Here is a 15,904-nt window from a genome sequence, read left to right as displayed (position 1 = left end):
TTTTGCTCCCGAGCGGTCATTAAGGCGCGAATGGGTTCACGCAATTCACAAAACTGGCGGCAAGTGTGCTGCCGGTGCTGTGCAACATCTGTAACGGCCTTGGCAGCCTATGGTGCAGGCTTGCTTTTATCTTGCAAAAAGATAGCCCGAACAGCGCCAAGCCATCCAGCAAGGTAAAGCAGTGAGAGCAAATGGAGCAATCAATATTTCATGCTGCCAGCCCTGCTTGCACTTTATCCAGCCAAGGTGGTGATAAAAACAAAGCCGAACCATCTGGGTGATGATTCGGCTTTATCTCAAAGCGTCAGATGGCCACCATTAGGTGGCCCCGCACTTTCCTCAGGCCGGAGCCAGTGCTTTCACACGGGCAGACAGGCGGGAAATCTTGCGGGCCACAGTGTTGTGGTGGATAACGCCCTTGGTGGCCGCACGCTGGATTTCTGGCTGAGCAAGGCGCAGTGCTTCGCGCGCAGCGCCATGATCACCAGCTTCAACTGCGGTTTCTACTTTCTTGATGAAAGTACGCATGCGGGATTTGCGGGCGGTGTTACGAGCAGTCCGCTTCGCGGTCTGCCGGATGCGCTTACGCGCCGAAGCGATATTCGCCATGAGTTTCTATTCTGTCCAGCACTTAAGAAAGATTAAAAGGGCAGACACGCCGGAACGCGCTACCCAAAAGAGTAAGCGGTGCTGTAATGCACCTAAGCGCCTTCCGTCAAGCTTCTTCCGTGCCGACCACTAGGATTTTACCCGTTTTTCTGCCTTTGGGGACAAAAAAATGTGGATCGTCCGGCCTGTGTTATCTGCTGCACGCCAGAGCATGCGGGCGCGCCGGGGCAATTGGGGCATGGTTTGCCCGTTTGCCCATATACCCGCCATGCGTGCTGAAAGTATCCGAGCCCACCTTCTGGGCGCACATAATCCTTCAGGCTGGAACCTCCCGCTTCTATGGCCTCTTCCAGCACATCCCGTATGGCCTGCGCCAATTTGCGGGCTTTGGAGGCGGTAAGATTGCAAGCTGGCATGGTTGGAGCAATGCCAGCCCGAAACAGGGCCTCGCACACATAAATATTGCCCAACCCCGCCACAACCTTCTGATCAAGCAGAAAAGGTTTGATAGGCATCCGCCTGTTCTTGCTGGCAGCCAATAAAGTTTGGGGGGTAAAATCAGGCTCAAGTGGCTCAGGCCCCATACCTGCCAGCAATGGGTAGGTCTCTTCCTGATCGGTGGGCACCAGATCCAGCATCCCAAACCGGCGCGGATCTATATACCCGCAGCGCTTTCCGTCCTGCAGAATCAGCACGACGTGCTCATGCCGTAACAGCTCGGTTGGAGAATCGAGAAGCACGCGCCCAGACATGCCCAAATGCCAGATTATGGACATTCCACCAGACAGGCGCATAAGAATATATTTGCCCCGGCGACGAAAGCCTTCTATCCGGCGGCCTTTGATTGTTTGTGAGAAATCGGCAGGAATCCGCCATCTCAGGTCGTGACGGCGCACAATTGCTTCTTTGATGGTACCGTTTTGCAGGGCAATCTGCATCCCGCGCATTACGGTTTCTACTTCAGGGAGTTCCGGCATGGCTAAAAAGCAGGGTATAGGGGAACCCCATGACCGACAACAGCTTTACGCCCTCCCCCGCTTCTTCTGACGCAACAGTGGAAGAAACGGATTTCGGCTTCCGTTCCGTAAGGAAGGAAGAAAAGAAAAACCTTGTTCGTGACGTGTTCGATAGCGTCGCCGGCAAGTATGACGTGATGAATGACATCATGTCCCTTGGCATCCATCGGGTATGGAAGCGTATTTTTGTAACAGAGCTTGGCCCGCAGCCCGGCATGTCTTTGTTGGATCTGGCCGGTGGCACGGGTGATATCACCTTTGGCTGGCTGAAGGGTGGCGGTGGTTCCGCTATCATGACCGACATCAACAGCAGCATGCTGTCTGTTGGGCGGGACCGGGCCATTGATCGTGGTTTTGTGTCTGACCTGTCCTTTTGCGTTGTGGATGCAGAAGCCATTCCACTACGTGATATGTCAGTAGATCGGGTTTCCATCGCTTTTGGCCTGCGCAACTGCACAGATAAAATGGCCGTGCTGCGTGAAGCCCGGCGTGTGCTCAAGCCCGGTGGGCGTTTTCTGTGCCTCGAATTCTCTCGTGTTCAGGTAGCTGCTCTGGCCCCTATTTATGATGCGTGGTCTTTCAAGGTATTGCCTGCCATGGGCAACCTGATTGCCAAGGACCGTGATAGCTACCAGTATCTGGCAGAAAGTATCCGTACCTTCCCAGATCAGGAAACACTGGCGGATATGTTCCGTGAGGCCGGGTTCTCTCACGTGCGGTATCAGTCCCTTTCCGGCGGTATTGCAGCCATTCATTCCGGCTGGCGCGTGTAAGGCCAAAAGGTATGGATGTGGCTTTGCCTTCCCGTTCCATTCTGCTCATTGTGGGCGGCAGTATTGCTGCCTTCAAGGCGCCGGAGTTGGTACGCCTGCTTAAAGGTGCGGGCATGCAGGTGCGCTGCGTGCTAACGGAAGGAGGAGGCCAGTTTGTAACTCCACTTACCCTGCAAGCGTTAACTGAGGAGCCGGTTTATACAGACCTGTTTTCGTTAACAGCTGAGCAGGAAATGGGGCATATCGCGCTTTCCCGCTGGGCAGATCTGGTTCTTGTTTGTCCTGCGTCTGCCAATTTGTTGGCACGCATGGCAGCAGGTCTGGCGGATGATCTGGCCAGCACGCTTTTATTGGCCACAGATGCGCCTGTCATGGCTGTTCCCGCCATGAATGTAAGAATGTGGGAACACGCTGCCACGCAGGATAACGTGGCCACGTTGCAGCAGCGCGGCGTGCATATTGTGCCACCAGCTATTGGCCCCATGGCTTGCGGTGAGTTTGGTGCAGGCCGTATGCCCGAACCTGCCGATATATTGGATGCCGTGTTGGTCTTTTTTCGCCATCAGCAACAGCAGGATGGCCCTTTGGCGGGTAAATCTGTTCTGGTAACGGCAGGCCCCACGCATGAACCGCTGGATCCTGTGCGGTATCTAGCCAACAGGTCATCCGGTAAGCAGGGTTATGCCATTGCGGCAGCGTTGGCAGACCTTGGGGCAACAGTTACGCTGGTAAGTGGTCCAACTACGCTACGCGCTCCTGCCGGTGTGACGTTTGTTCCGTGCGAAACGGCCTGCCAGATGCTGGAATGTGTGAAGGCCGCCGCTCCGTTTGATGCAGCAGTTTGCACCGCAGCGGTAGCAGATTGGCGGCCTGATGTGCAGGCTGGGCAAAAAATTAAAAAAACCAGCCGGGATGATGTGCCCGCCCCTATTCGGCTGGTGCCTAACCCGGATATTCTGGCCGAAATTTCAGCCCCCAGCCCACAGCGGCCAGCGCTTGTTGTGGGGTTTGCTGCTGAAACCGAAAAGGTTGAAGAACACGCAACCGCCAAGCGCCAGCGCAAGGGATGTGACTGGATTGTTGCAAACGATGTAAGTGCTGGCACAGGCATTATGGGGGGTGATAGTAATCAGGTTGTTCTGATAACCGCCCAAGGGAGCGAACGCTGGCCACACATGCCCAAGGAAGAAGTTGCACAAAGGCTTGCTTCCCGCATGGCAGATTGGTTTACAGAATCCTGATAGAGTGTTTTTGAAATTTTTATAGAGGCTTGTTGATGTCTGCACCCATTTCTCCTTCGGCTGATCTTAGTGTGCAGGTGCAACGCCTCCCTCATGCGCAAGATTTGCCCTTACCTTCCTATGCCACTGCAGGCGCTGCGGGGATGGACCTGTTGGCTGCGGTAGTAGAACCCGTAGTATTGCTGCCTGGCGCACGGGTGCTGGTGCCAACCGGGCTGCGTATTGCTCTGCCCCGTGGGTATGAACTTCAGGTACGTCCACGTTCTGGTCTGGCCCTTAAGCACGGCATCATTCTCCCTAACTCTCCCGGAACAGTGGATGAAGATTATCGCGGAGAACTGGGCGTTATTGTGCTGAATGCCGGGCAGGCTCCGTTTACCATTGAGCGCGGCATGCGCATTGCTCAGGCTGTTGTGGCACCCGTGACACGCGTGGTGTGGGCCGAATGTGATGAACTGGATGAAACACAGCGCGGCGTAGGTGGGTTTGGCAGTACGGGAACCGGAGTGCCATGAACAGAAGCTGGATGAACCTTGTACCTAGGCCACAAGGTTCGTCTTCTCTGCCTTTACGTTATCTGAACAGCGCAGATGCCCTGCTGCTTTTGTGTCTGGCCGCTGCGGCAATAGCGCTTGGGGCCGCGGTAAGGCACATGCTGGGCCCATTGGTGGCCCCAGCCAGCATGCCCATACATCTGGATATGTGGCACCTGCCCGGTTACGCGCTGCGCACCACCATACGCATGTTTGCGGCTTTGGCGTGCTCACTTGTGTTTACGTTTGTGTATGCAACGCTGGCGGCAAAAAGCAGGCGTGCAGGACAGATTTTGGTGCCGCTGCTGGATGTGCTGCAATCTGTTCCCATCCTTGGGTTTCTGTCTTTCACCATTACGTTTTTTCTGGGGTTATTTCCGGGGCGCATACTGGGCGCAGAATGTGCCGCCATTTTCACTATTTTTACCAGTCAGGCATGGAACATGGCGTTGGGCATGTATCAGGGCCTGCGGTCTGTGCCGCCTGAACTGGAAGAAACCGCCCGCTGCTTTGGCCTGACAAGCTGGCAGAAGTTCTGGCGGCTGGAAGTGCCTTGCACCATTCCGTCTCTGGTGTGGAACGCCATGATGTCCATGGCCGGTGGCTGGTTCATGGTGGTGTATTCTGAAAGCATTACCGTTGGCAGCACGGATATCACTCTGCCAGGCATAGGTTCCTATGTGGGTATGGCCATAGATCACCAGAATATTGGCGCCGTAGCTGCAGCCATTGTGGCCATGATGGGTGTTATTCTGGTGTACGATCAGGTGCTGTTCCGGCCTTTGGCAGCATGGGCCACACGTTTCAGGCTGGAAAGTGTGAACGCAACCCAGGTTGTGGAGCCATGGTTTTTGCGGCTGGTGCGCCGCACGCGTTTGCTGCGGATGTGCGGGAATGCCCTGCTTTCTGTTGGGCGGCGTATTAGCTACTTGCCTCTGGGGTCTCGTCCTAACTCTGTGCTGGTGAATGCCGAGGAGAATAATGGAGGCGCAGACTGGCTGTGGTGGGGCTTTCTTCTGCTCGTCTGCCTTGGGGCTTCATGGCAAGTGTGGGACTACGCCCATACACATTATACACTTGGCCAGATTGCCTATGTGTTTGGGTTGGGCGGTATAACATTGGTGCGTGTGGTCAGCATGCTGGTGCTGGCTTCGTTAATCTGGGTGCCTGTAGGTATCTGGTGCGGTCTGGACCCAACGCGCGCCCGGCGGGCACAGATACTGGCGCAGTATGGGGCAGCTTTTCCTGCAAACCTGTTCTTTCCGGTGTTTGTGGTGGTGATTGTGCATTTCCACTTAACCCCGGATATCTGGCTCACCCCTCTGATGATTTTGGGTGCGCAGTGGTACATCCTTTTCAACGTTATTGCCGGGGCGTCCTCCTTCCCATCCAATCTGTTGGAAGTTGGCCGTAATCTGGAAGTGAGAGGCTGGTTCTGGTGGCGGCGCATCATTCTGCCGGGTATTGCCCCTTATTACCTTGTAGGCGTTATGGCGGCCGCAGGTGGCGCATGGAACGCAGCCATTGCATCTGAAGTGGCGCAGTGGGGAGAAACAACCTTAACGGCCCATGGCTTGGGCGCCTATGTTGCGCAAAGCACTCAGCTTGGAAACATTAGCAATGTTGGGTTGGGTACGGTGGTGATGTGTGTATTTGTCATGTTCACCAACGCTTTGGTATGGCGGCCCTTGTCTGACTTTGTGGCACGCCGCCTGAAACTGAACTGAACCGGATAGATAGCAATGGCATCTGGCCCAGAGAAAAAAACATTTCCATCCGGCTCTGTTTTGGCAGAAGCACGCAATGTCAGCCGTTTTTACCATAAGGACAGCGCCGCCGATGTGCAGGTGCTGGATAATATCAGCCTGACCCTGCATGCCGGAGAAATAGTGGGCTTGCTTGGACGGTCTGGTTCTGGCAAATCCACCCTGCTGCGTATTCTGGCAGGTTTGTTGCCGCCCTCATCTGGTGAGGTGTTGTGGAAAGGGCAGCCGCTACGCAAACCCACACAGGAAATTGCTGTGGTCTTTCAGTCCTTCGCCTTGTTCCCGTGGATGACGGTGGAGGAAAACGTAGCACTGGGTTTGGATGCGCGCGGCGTGCCTGCGGCAGAACGTGACAAGCTGGTTGATGATGCCATAGATCTGATTGGGCTTGGCGGTTATGAAAACGCGTGGCCCAAGGAGCTTTCTGGCGGCATGCAGCAGCGCGTGGGGCTGGCACGCGCCTTGGTGGTGCATCCTGATCTGCTGCTGATGGATGAACCTTTTTCTGCCTTGGATGTGCTGACAGCGGAAAACCTGCGGACAGACCTGATTGAGCTTTGGTCGGAAGAAAAGCTGCCGGTTCAATCCATGCTGATTGTGACGCATAATATTGAAGAAGCCGTGCTGATGTGTGATCGCATCGTGATTGCGTCTTCCAACCCTGGACGCATTGCACATGTGTTGCACGTGCCGTTTGCACACCCACGTAACCGCGAAGATGCAGAGTTCCGCCAATTGGTGGACCACATTTACGCGTTGATGACGCAACGTGCCCCCATTGTTTCCGAAGCGGATCTGGCACGTCGCGGCGCGCCGCAGGGGGCTGCCCTCACCCGCTCTTTCAGGGCTTTGGTGCCTGTTTCCATCACTATGATGATTGGGATGATGGAGGCCTTGGCCGCACCTCCTCTAAATGGGCGAGCTGATTTGCCGGTATTGGCAGAAAAACTTCAGCTTGAGCTGGATGATCTGTTCCCATTAGGTGAATCTCTGGAACTCTTGCGTCTGGCAGAGCTGGAAGATGGTGATATCCTGCTCACCAATGAGGGCGTACATTTTGTTCTGAGTGATCTGGATGAGCGCAAAGCCATTATGGGCCATGCGCTGCTGCATAACGTGCCATTGGTGCGGATGATCTGCACCCTATTGGATGAACGCCCTACGCACAGCATTAAGGCAGAGCGCTTCCGTAGTGAGCTGGAAGACAGCATGTCTGCCGATTACGCACGCCAGACACTCCAGACCATTATTGGCTGGGGCCGGTTTGCGGAACTGTTTGACTATGATGAAGAAGGAGACCGCTTCTTTCTGGAAGATGCAACTTCCGAATAAGCAGTCCGCTCTTTATGCGGGGCTAAAGTAACGCGCAAATTCCTTGCGGGCTTTCGCCACTTTGGGGCTGATAATCACCTGACAGTACCCCGCCATAGGGTTGCGGGCGTAATAATCAAAATGTGCTTCTTCCGCAGGCCAGAAAGTGGTGAGAGGTTGAATTTCCGTCACCACAGGCTGGTTACCCCAGATTTTTTCCTGCGCGATGTCTTGCTTCGTACGTTCTGCAATCTGCTTTTGCTGGTCATTTTCATAGAAAATAACGGAGCGATACTGCGTGCCCTTGTCATTCCCCTGCCGGTTCAGGGTTGTGGGGTCGTGCATAATAAAGAAGATGCGCAGAATTTCAGCGTAACTGATAATGCTCGGGTCAAACTCCAGCCGAATAACCTCGGCATGGCCAGTCTGCCCAGTGCACACCTGCTGGTATGTAGGATGTTGCACAGTGCCGCCAGCATAACCCGGCGCAATGGAGAGAATGCCCTTCATGCCGCGGTAAACGGCTTCTAGGCACCAGAAGCATCCACCGCCTAATATTGCTGTTTCCATGCTTCCGTTCTCCCCTTATCTTGTGTGGGCAATAACCTGCCAGCAATTAAGCTAGCAGGCTATATTGGCTCGCGCGGTTGTTACCCGATGCGAGATAGAGCGGCCTTCAGGCGCACACATTCGCCTTGCTGTGCTTCCAGGCGGTCCCGCATTTCCTGCACCACTTCTGGTTTGGCGCGGGTGACAAAGTTTTCATTGCCAAGTTTCTTTTCGGTTTTGGCGACTTCATCTTCCGCCTTGCCCAGTTCCTTTTTCAGGCGAGCACGTTCGGCATCCAGATCAATCAGCCCGGCCAGCGGGATAATAAGGGTTGCCTCATCCACCACAGCCTGTGCGGAACCATGCGGAATATCACCCTGCAATGGTGCAATTTCCGAAACACGAGCCATACGGCCAATGGCTTCCTGCCAACGCTGTGCGTGTTCCAAGGTTTGCGGCAAGGCGTCTTTCAAAAAGACCGGGGCTTTCTGTGCTGGCGGCACGTTCATTTCTGCGCGCACCGTGCGGATTTCCGTAATCAGACGGATAATCTGATCGCATTCTGCCTGAGCGGCTTCTGCACCGGCGGGCACGACAGGTTCCGGCCAGCTAGCAGAAATGAGGCTACCTTCTTCCCCATACCCAAAGGAATGCCACAGCGTATCCGTTACAAACGGAATAACGGGCTGTAACAGACGCAGGATAACGCCCAGAACATAAGCCGCTACAGCGCGAATTTCGGCTGCTTCGGCTTCATCCGTGGAGTTGAAGACGGGCTTTGCAAACTCTAGGAACCAGTCACAGAAGCGGTTCCAGACAAAGCGGTAGCAGCTGAGCGCATATTCATCAAAACGGTAGGAATCCAGCGCCCGCGTTGCTTCCGTAATGGCAGCAGCAGCCTCCGCAATAATCCAGCGACCCAGCGGAGATTTCACGGTTGCCGGATCAAACCCTTCTACAGGTTTAACGCCGTTCATTTCGCAGAAGCGTGCGGCATTCCAGAGCTTGGTGATAAATGCGCGGTAGTCTTCTACCCGCTTGCGGCCCAGCTTAACATCTCGGCCAATGCCGGTAAGCGCGCAAATGGTAAAGCGCATGGCATCTGCGCCGTACTGATCAATCAGTTCCAGCGGATCAATGCCGTTGCCTTTGCTCTTGGACATCTTCTGCCCGTGCTCATCGCGCACAAGGCCATGAATGAAGATGTTGCGGAACGGCACATCGTGCATGAAGTGCTGGCCCATCATCATCATCCGGGCAACCCAGAAGAAGATAATGTCAAAGCCTGTTACCAGCACATCAGTGGGGTAATAGCGGGCAAGTTCTGGTGTTTTATCTGGCCAGCCAAGTGTGGAGAATGGCCACAGGGCGGAAGAAAACCACGTATCCAGTACGTCTTCATCACGCCGCAGTTCTACTGCCTTGCCGTAATGGGCATTGGCCTGCGCCTGTGCATCGGCATCATCATGCGCCACAAACACGTGCTCATCTGGCCCGTACCATGCAGGAATACGGTGGCCCCACCAAAGCTGGCGCGAAATGCACCACGGCTGGATATCACGCATCCATGCAAAGAAGGTGTTTTCCCACTGTTTGGGAATAAAGCTGGCACGGCCAGATGTAATGGCTTCTACCGCTGGACCAGACAGCTTTCCGGCATCACAGTACCACTGTGTGGTCAGGCGTGGCTCAATAACAGCGCCCCCACGTTCAGCATGTGGCACCTGATGGCGATGGGGTTCGATTTTTTCCAGCCAGCCACCTTCTTCCAGACGGGCGACAATGGTTTTGCGTGCTTCCTCGCGGGAAAGGCCAGACAGGCTGCGCACAAAAGCCGGGTCAGCCAGGCCTTCAACCGCGCTCAGGTCCTGCTCAATTTCGTCCAGCACAACACGAGCCTGATCATCCAGAACAGAGATCATGGGCAGGTTGTGGCGACGGCCGACTTCGAAGTCATTAAAATCGTGCGCGGGGGTAATTTTAACCGCACCCGTGCCTTTTTCCGGGTCCGAATGTTCATCCGCCACAATCGGGATCAGACGGCCAGTAAGCGGCAGGCGAACGGATTTGCCAATCAGATTTTTATAGCGTTCATCTTCTGGATGAACAGCTACCGCAGTATCGCCCAGCATGGTTTCTGGCCGCGTGGTGGCAACGGTAATTGTTGCATCCCCTGCGCCTTCAACCGGGTAGCGAATATACCACAGGTTACCGGCAACATCCTTGCTTTCCACTTCCAGATCGGAAATGGCGGAGCGGAAAACCGGGTCCCAGTTCACCAACCGGCGGTCACGATAAATCAGCCCTTCGTTGTAAAGGGTTACAAACACTTCCCGCACTGCGCGGGAAAGGCCTTCATCCATCGTAAAACGTTCACGCGGCCAATCGAGCGATGCCCCAAGGCGGCGCAACTGCTTTGTAATGCCGCCGCCGGATTGCTCTTTCCATTCCCACACGCGTTCAATAAACGCATCGCGGCCCATTTCCTGGCGGGTTTTGCCTTCGGTGGCCAAGGTGCGTTCCACCACCATCTGGGTGGCAATGCCTGCGTGGTCTGTGCCGGGCTGCCACAAGGTGTCAAACCCCTGCATGCGCTTCCAGCGGATAAGTGTGTCCTGCAATGTCATGGTCAGGGCATGGCCCATGTGCAGGGTGCCGGTAACATTCGGCGGTGGAATCATAATGGTGAACGGCTTTTTGCCGCTGTTGGGCTGTGCAGAAAATGCCTTTCTGCTTTCCCATAATTCGTACAGGCGTGTTTCTATTTGGGCCGGCTCAAAAGACTTGTTCAGCATATGTATTCCACCACACAACGTAAAAAAGGCGGCAGGCATGTACTGCCTCCGCCTTTGCAGAGCAATCATCCGGTTTTATGCAGCGCACCCGTTACTGAAATGTGTGCATTTACCCAGTAACGGTGTGTCTGATTTCCGGTATTACAGACCGCGCTGCGTCAGACGTTCCACTTCCTTACGGACAGCAGCCTGCACGATGCCTGCAAGATGTGCATCCAGCCACTTTTTAAGGAATACGCGCACTTCCTGGCGCACGATATCTTCAACAGTCAGAGACCCTTCATGTGAAATAGCCACTTTTCTCTCCTCATGCTCTCTTAGATACTTATCCTGCAGGGTTTTCTGCAGAACAGCGAATGAATTTGATGTATCTGACATGGTTTCGTCATTCAGGGGGATAGGGAGAGGACCAGACATATCGTGTTCTGCCTTTTCAGTTAGCGGGATCTGTCTCAGATCAGTTACGGATAGAATACCGTCATCATGAGCGATAGGTGATGACTGCACAAGAGCCGCGTCTTCTCCCATATTGACTGGATGATGAGCCGAATTGTCGGGCTGGCTGGAGTGATGATCCGGCTCTGATTCCTGCACAAGCCCTTCCATCATGGAAGGTGAAAGAACCAGCATATCGTCGTCTTCATCACCCTCAGCGGAGTCTGTGTCCGAAGAAGGGGGAGCCATGGCTGCCAGATGTTCATCATGCAGGGTCTGCCGGATAGAAGACAGCACATCTGCTACTGATTTACCTGTATCTTCAGATGGATCCTGTGACGATGCCATACAATAACCCCTGCCCTTACCCTTGCTGTTCAGCTTTTAGCGCCCTGGTTGGCTGACCGCATAATCGTTCAGCCCCCATAGACGGTCTTTTACAGCGTTATAGTAAGCCTTGTCATCATAAAGAGGAACATTCAGCTTGAGATCGGCTGCTGTCAGGCGGCCAATGGCGGCGGCAACGTTGTATGAAGTCAGCACCATATTGCTCAGGCTTTGTACAAGGGCTACCTGCGCCTGCAACAGAGTTTGCTGTTGCTGCAACACTTCCAGCGTTGTGCTGGTGCCTACAATAGCCTGCCGTTCCACCCCATCAAGGGCCACGGTGCCTGCTTGAATGGCTGCGCGGTTACTGTTGATGGCAGCTTGGTAAGCAACGAGCTTCTGCCAGTTTGAAACAGCATCCTGGGCAGCAGTTCTACGCTGAACATCAACTTCGCGGTGAGCGGCCTGCGCTTGTTGCTTAGCCTGCCGTACGGCCGCGTATTCCGAGCCGCCCTGATAAACTGGGACATTGAAGCTGATCATAGCGTATTTGTTTTCGTCAATCTGGTTGTTCAGGCTTTGGTTAACAGAGCGCTGGTAGGCCAAGGTGGCGGAAACTTTTGGCATAATGGCTGACATTGCCACAGCTACGGCATCTTTTTGCGAAGATTCGGTAAACAGTGCATTGATAACATCAGGATTGTTTTTAACCGCCATGGCGGCAGCCATCTGTTCATTTTTAACTGGCAATACCAGAGGTTGCGGCGGCATCAGATTAGGCGGCGGTGCCATGCCCACAATTTGCATATATGTGGCCTGCGCAGTCTGGAGTGTGCCTTCAGACTGCTGGCGGGTGGCCTTGGCTGTTGCATAAGCAGATTCAGCCTGTGCAACGTCTGTACGCGTAATTTCCCCCACCCGGAAGCGTTCATTCGTTGCACGAAGCTGTTGCTGAAGCACGCGTTCGTTGTTGATGTTCAACTGTAAAAGCTGCTCATCTTCAATAACCGACACATATGCATTAACAACCTGTTTGAACACTTGCTGTTCAGTGGAAATCAGGTGCGCACGGGCCGCCATAACCTTGTTGACGGCTTGATGTGTCGAGGAGGTGGTTTTGCCACCTGTATACAAGGGCTGGTTGACAGTTACCCCTGCTGTGTAGCCTGGGGTGTTATACTTACGAATATAGCCAGAAGCTGGTTGATCAGCTTCCCCCTGATAATCGTTTACGCCGTTATAGTATGTCAGGCCCACGTTGCCTGTTACGGTAGGGCGCCAGCCAGCCAAAGCGGTTGGCACCTGCTCATCTGTCGCACGTAAGGTTGCGCGGGCTTCCTGAAGGGTCGGGTTTGTCAGATAGGCCGCGGCAAGCGCTTCCTGCAGCGTGTGTGGCACAAAGGTTGGCGAACCACTGCCATCGTATTTCTGTCCCCATGCAGTGGAACTGCATAGCAAAACAGCCATACCTACCCCTGCTCCGCAAATACGCCGCATCTGATACTCCTGATTCAGTTACCGTATTGCCGCTTAAGGCACTGCTCATGCCACGATACTGAACCTATTTCTACAAATTTGTAATCAGCTGCGGCAGAATATCTTTCTAAAAGTTTATTTCTAGAATTCAAAAGTAATGGGCGCGGCAAGATCTGGCAGTAAGGGAAGCTGTGTTTCAAAAAGGTTAGTGACAATAAAACTGGATGCACTTTCTGGCTCTCTCATGGCAACAAAGGCTTTTGCCAATTTGTTGGAAGAGGCCATTACGCCAGCCATGATGCCGGATGCAGCAAGTTGCGCGGCGCAAAAAGCGGGAAAATGCAGAATGGCGCCATCAAAATAAATGACATCATAAGGTGCATTGCCTGCCGCGCCTTCGCTGAGGGGGGCAATAACCCATGAAACATTTAAAGCTTCTTGTTGGCAAAAATGTTGCCCTTGTTCGGCAAGATGTATGTTGGATTCAAGGGCTGTAACATGAGCGCCAAGCGCAGCAAAAAGAGCTGCCGTGTAGCCGGTGGCTGCCCCCACAACAAGAACCCGCGCCTTTTCTACCGGTAGAACGGCCTGAATGAGGCGTGCTGTAAGCAGCGGCTGAGGCAGTACGCGCCCTTGGCCCAGTGGGAGTGTGATATCTGCATAAGCTACAGGTTGCTGATCGGGCATAACGCAACATTCACGCGGCAATTCCCGCATGGCCGATAATAATGAGAGGTTTGTAATTTCTGAGGGACGAAGCTGATCGTCCACCATAAGGTTGCGTGCGGTTTCCATATCTTTATCTTTTGGATACGGCATTGGGTAGGAATTCTGCTGTATTGCGGCTTGAAATGTCACGTTTTCCCATCCCTTGCGGTTAAGGTTTATACCCTTTGCGGTTCCTGCCAGATCAAGGGCAAAACATTTTGTGACACACTGATTTAAAATTCGCACAACACAACGGCTTGACCAATCCGCCAGAACAGGAGATAAGGCACCCCATCACCCGATGGTCTGGTGGCAGAATGGTGATGCAGCGGACTGCAAATCCGCGAATGTGGGTTCGATTCCCGCCCAGACCTCCATCTCCCTACGAATCTAAAAGACAATGCTTGACATTTTCCGCAGAAAACTGCGGTTGTCAGCTCTTGTTCGTATGCTAAAGCCCCAAGAATAAGCCTGAAAAACTGACCGATTCGGAACGTCTCATCTGCGTGTGAATCCGAACAGAAATCGGTTATGATGCTTGAAGTGTTGTACAGGCGCGTAAAAAGCAGTTTTTATTCGGCAACTCTATCGCCTTCATACGGCGGAGGGCACAGGTTCAACCTCTGTCGCACCCACCATAAATACTTGCAGAGTTCACAAAAGCTGTCCTGTTGCGGGCACATTGGGCGCAATGTACGTTCAGAACCCCTTGGGTAGTCTGCATATTTTGGGTGGTCTGGGGTGCAGGTAGAAGCGTTGCCTCTTGTGGCTGCTGCGTTCACATTCCCGCTGTCATAATTTTGCAAAGGAATACTCTCGTGAGTAATGACACAACAGCACAGAATGGCGTTCTGCGTTCCGTTAAGGTGCAGAAGGACGGAAGCACCAAGGCAAAGCTGTGCTTTACAAAGCAGGATCAGAATATTGAATTTTCTGTAACGGTCACCCTGCCCCCAACGCCGGGCGCAAGTGCTGATGCTGCGTTTGTTGATACCGCCAACCTGCTGGGCCTGACCAAGGTTGCCATTCAGAAGGTGGCAAAAGATCAGAACATCACGCTTCCAAATTTTGCGGAATAAAAGATACTGCGGGCAGCGAATCTGTAAAAGGTGCTGCTGCCCACATATCTTGGGCTCCGGTTTGCCGTGCCGGGTATAAACATTTCGCAAGAAAGGGCTTGGCTTGTGCAGAAAAAATTTGCCGATGTTTTTCTGGAAAAAGTAGAACAGGTAAACGCTGGGCGATCAATTTATGCCAGCGCAGGTGCGTTTTTATGTGTCTGTTTTATGCTGGGTTTGGCCAACCTGATCTGCCATTTCGGCCTGCATATTGATCTGGCTTATCTGGTGCGAGATCTTATTTTCATCATGGCATTTTATTTTTTTCTGCCTCCTCTCATTCTATGGGTTGGAAAAGGCAGATTACCGGGTGGTGATAGCTAAGGTTTTTTTTGCCTCCATCAAGCTTGTGCTTTACTTTTTTTTAAGCAGCACAAGCTCTCAGGCAAAAACTTATTATCGCTCTTTCTGGTCGACAATCAGGCTGCGCAAGATACGCTCACGCAGGCATTGCGGCAGCAGCCGCTCAAGAACCCGCAGCACCCTAAACGGCCACGGAAAGATATAAACTTTCTTTTGTTTGGTAATGGCCCGGATAATGCGGCGCGCAGCACTTTTGGCCGAAACCAGAAATGGGCGCGGCCCTTCCAGTCTGCGGCTCATGGGGGTGTCTATAAAGCCTGGCACAATCAGCGTTAGGCCCACCCCTTTATCTTCCCACGCCAGACCTGCCGCACGTGCAAAGAAATCCAACCCACATTTGGAACTGCTATAGGCAGGAGAGCATGGAAGCTCGTAAAATCCAGCAACGGAGCCGATAAGGGCAATATACCCGCCCCCATTGGGGATCATATTCTGGGCAGCGGCTGTGGCCAAGGCTACGGGCGTGGCATAATTCACCTGCGCAAGCTTTAATACCTTTTGCGGGTCTTCTGTCATGCTGCCCAACGGCTGTATGTCAGATAGCCCAGCCCCCAGAATAACCAGATCTGGCTTGTGGTCAGCATAATCGGCCTCAAACGCCGCCAGAGCGGCCTCACCATCACACAGATCAATCTGGCGGGTAAAAACAGCAGAGCCGCGTGCACAACACGTTGTGGCAATTTCTGTCAGGCGTTCGGGGTTTCTTCCCCATAATATCAGGGTTCGGCCTGGCCGCGCATAACGTTTGGCCAGTTCCATTCCAATTCCGCCGGTGGCCCCAGTAAGCAGAACAGAGCGTGCGGTGTGTTTTCCGTTCGCAACAACTTTCACACTTTTCCCTTTCCCAATGCTGCGTAATAAGGCATCACCCACTGGCTTTTGGC

15 protein-coding genes and 1 tRNA gene are annotated in these 15,904 nt (G+C 53.6%); 8 read left to right on the top strand and 8 right to left on the bottom strand.

The features are described from left to right. Nucleotides 1-339: 339 nt before the first annotated feature. Together rpsT and mutM are read right to left on the bottom strand one after the other, a co-directional pair. Nucleotides 340-609, bottom strand: a complete 270-nt coding sequence (rpsT, locus tag QQM41_RS12975; protein ID WP_012812907.1) for a 30S ribosomal protein S20 — start codon at nt 607-609, stop codon at nt 340-342. Between the two features lie 137 nt (nt 610-746). Next, a complete protein-coding gene (gene mutM, locus QQM41_RS12970; protein WP_339077389.1) occupies nt 747-1,586 on the bottom strand; it encodes a bifunctional DNA-formamidopyrimidine glycosylase/DNA-(apurinic or apyrimidinic site) lyase in 840 nt (279 codons plus the stop codon). A 29-nt stretch (nt 1,587-1,615) separates the two neighbouring features. Between mutM and QQM41_RS12965 the strand changes: the two genes are divergently transcribed. The 5 genes from QQM41_RS12965 to QQM41_RS12945 are packed head-to-tail and all read left to right on the top strand — an operon-like array spanning nt 1,616 to nt 7,270. Continuing rightward, nucleotides 1,616-2,398, top strand: a complete 783-nt coding sequence (locus tag QQM41_RS12965; protein ID WP_042787282.1) for a class I SAM-dependent methyltransferase — start codon at nt 1,616-1,618, stop codon at nt 2,396-2,398. A gap of 11 nt (nt 2,399-2,409) precedes the next feature. Further along, entirely contained in the window at nt 2,410-3,639 is a 1,230-nt protein-coding gene (gene coaBC / locus QQM41_RS12960; RefSeq protein WP_339077388.1) for a bifunctional phosphopantothenoylcysteine decarboxylase/phosphopantothenate--cysteine ligase CoaBC, read from the top strand. 35 nt (nt 3,640-3,674) lie between these two features. Then, nucleotides 3,675-4,154: a dUTP diphosphatase gene (gene dut, locus QQM41_RS12955; protein ID WP_339077387.1), complete on the top strand. Its 480-nt coding sequence runs from the start codon at nt 3,675-3,677 to the stop codon at nt 4,152-4,154. After that, nucleotides 4,151-5,899, top strand: a complete 1,749-nt coding sequence (locus tag QQM41_RS12950) for an ABC transporter permease subunit (protein ID WP_128105293.1) — start codon at nt 4,151-4,153, stop codon at nt 5,897-5,899. The genes dut and QQM41_RS12950 overlap by 4 nt, the downstream gene beginning before the upstream one ends. A gap of 15 nt (nt 5,900-5,914) precedes the next feature. Then, nucleotides 5,915-7,270, top strand: a complete 1,356-nt coding sequence (locus QQM41_RS12945; RefSeq protein WP_339077386.1) for a nitrate/sulfonate/bicarbonate ABC transporter ATP-binding protein — start codon at nt 5,915-5,917, stop codon at nt 7,268-7,270. 12 nt (nt 7,271-7,282) lie between these two features. On the opposite strand, the gene msrA is transcribed toward QQM41_RS12945, so the two are convergent. From msrA to QQM41_RS12920, 5 genes are all read right to left on the bottom strand, one after another. After that, the gene (gene msrA / locus QQM41_RS12940; RefSeq protein WP_339077385.1) at nt 7,283-7,819 is read right to left on the bottom strand and encodes a peptide-methionine (S)-S-oxide reductase MsrA; all 537 of its coding nucleotides are present in this window, start codon (nt 7,817-7,819) and stop codon (nt 7,283-7,285) included. 80 nt (nt 7,820-7,899) lie between these two features. After that, a complete protein-coding gene (locus QQM41_RS12935; RefSeq protein WP_339077384.1) occupies nt 7,900-10,593 on the bottom strand; it encodes a valine--tRNA ligase in 2,694 nt (897 codons plus the stop codon). 141 nt (nt 10,594-10,734) lie between these two features. Beyond that, nucleotides 10,735-11,376, bottom strand: a complete 642-nt coding sequence (locus tag QQM41_RS12930; RefSeq protein ID WP_339077383.1) for a DUF2497 domain-containing protein — start codon at nt 11,374-11,376, stop codon at nt 10,735-10,737. Between the two features lie 36 nt (nt 11,377-11,412). Next, nucleotides 11,413-12,852: a TolC family outer membrane protein gene (locus tag QQM41_RS12925; RefSeq protein ID WP_339077382.1), complete on the bottom strand. Its 1,440-nt coding sequence runs from the start codon at nt 12,850-12,852 to the stop codon at nt 11,413-11,415. Between the two features lie 120 nt (nt 12,853-12,972). After that, a complete protein-coding gene (locus QQM41_RS12920) occupies nt 12,973-13,650 on the bottom strand; it encodes a protein-L-isoaspartate O-methyltransferase (RefSeq protein ID WP_339078128.1) in 678 nt (225 codons plus the stop codon). Between the two features lie 192 nt (nt 13,651-13,842). Here QQM41_RS12920 and QQM41_RS12915 point away from each other — a divergent pair. The 3 genes from QQM41_RS12915 (at nt 13,843) to QQM41_RS12905 (ending at nt 14,981) form a co-directional block, all read left to right on the top strand. After that, nucleotides 13,843-13,916 (top strand) — tRNA-Cys (locus tag QQM41_RS12915). A gap of 441 nt (nt 13,917-14,357) precedes the next feature. Next, nucleotides 14,358-14,618 (top strand): hypothetical protein, encoded by a 261-nt coding sequence (locus QQM41_RS12910; protein WP_003624276.1) that lies wholly within the window; start codon nt 14,358-14,360, stop codon nt 14,616-14,618. A gap of 105 nt (nt 14,619-14,723) precedes the next feature. After that, complete coding sequence (locus QQM41_RS12905; RefSeq protein WP_244297012.1) at nt 14,724-14,981, top strand: hypothetical protein; 258 nt, start codon at nt 14,724-14,726, stop codon at nt 14,979-14,981. Between the two features lie 72 nt (nt 14,982-15,053). Here QQM41_RS12905 and QQM41_RS12900 read toward each other — a convergent pair whose 3' ends face one another. Next, on the bottom strand, nt 15,054-15,893 hold the full coding sequence (locus tag QQM41_RS12900; RefSeq protein ID WP_339077381.1) for an SDR family NAD(P)-dependent oxidoreductase: 840 nt from the start codon (nt 15,891-15,893) through the stop codon (nt 15,054-15,056). Between the last annotated feature and the right edge of the window lie 11 nt (nt 15,894-15,904).

This window comes from Acetobacter sp. AC2005 (assembly GCF_037901235.1).
GTDB lineage: Bacteria > Pseudomonadota > Alphaproteobacteria > Acetobacterales > Acetobacteraceae > Acetobacter > Acetobacter oryzoeni.
The sequence above is the reverse complement of the archived record's forward strand: the minus strand, read 5'-3'. Positions and strand labels throughout refer to the sequence as shown.

What these genes read in the sequence shown, in the direction of transcription:
- rpsT (WP_012812907.1), bottom strand. Translation starts at nt 609, where the DNA reads ATGGCGAATATCGCTTCGGCGCGTAAGCGCATCCGGCAGACCGCGAAG.
- mutM (WP_339077389.1), bottom strand. Translation starts at nt 1,586, where the DNA reads ATGCCGGAACTCCCTGAAGTAGAAACCGTAATGCGCGGGATGCAGATT.
- QQM41_RS12965 (WP_042787282.1), top strand. Translation starts at nt 1,616, where the DNA reads ATGACCGACAACAGCTTTACGCCCTCCCCCGCTTCTTCTGACGCAACA.
- coaBC (WP_339077388.1), top strand. Translation starts at nt 2,410, where the DNA reads ATGGATGTGGCTTTGCCTTCCCGTTCCATTCTGCTCATTGTGGGCGGC.
- dut (WP_339077387.1), top strand. Translation starts at nt 3,675, where the DNA reads ATGTCTGCACCCATTTCTCCTTCGGCTGATCTTAGTGTGCAGGTGCAA.
- QQM41_RS12950 (WP_128105293.1), top strand. Translation starts at nt 4,151, where the DNA reads ATGAACAGAAGCTGGATGAACCTTGTACCTAGGCCACAAGGTTCGTCT.
- QQM41_RS12945 (WP_339077386.1), top strand. Translation starts at nt 5,915, where the DNA reads ATGGCATCTGGCCCAGAGAAAAAAACATTTCCATCCGGCTCTGTTTTG.
- msrA (WP_339077385.1), bottom strand. Translation starts at nt 7,819, where the DNA reads ATGGAAACAGCAATATTAGGCGGTGGATGCTTCTGGTGCCTAGAAGCC.
- QQM41_RS12935 (WP_339077384.1), bottom strand. Translation starts at nt 10,593, where the DNA reads ATGCTGAACAAGTCTTTTGAGCCGGCCCAAATAGAAACACGCCTGTAC.
- QQM41_RS12930 (WP_339077383.1), bottom strand. Translation starts at nt 11,376, where the DNA reads ATGGCATCGTCACAGGATCCATCTGAAGATACAGGTAAATCAGTAGCA.
- QQM41_RS12925 (WP_339077382.1), bottom strand. Translation starts at nt 12,852, where the DNA reads ATGCGGCGTATTTGCGGAGCAGGGGTAGGTATGGCTGTTTTGCTATGC.
- QQM41_RS12920 (WP_339078128.1), bottom strand. Translation starts at nt 13,650, where the DNA reads ATGCCGTATCCAAAAGATAAAGATATGGAAACCGCACGCAACCTTATG.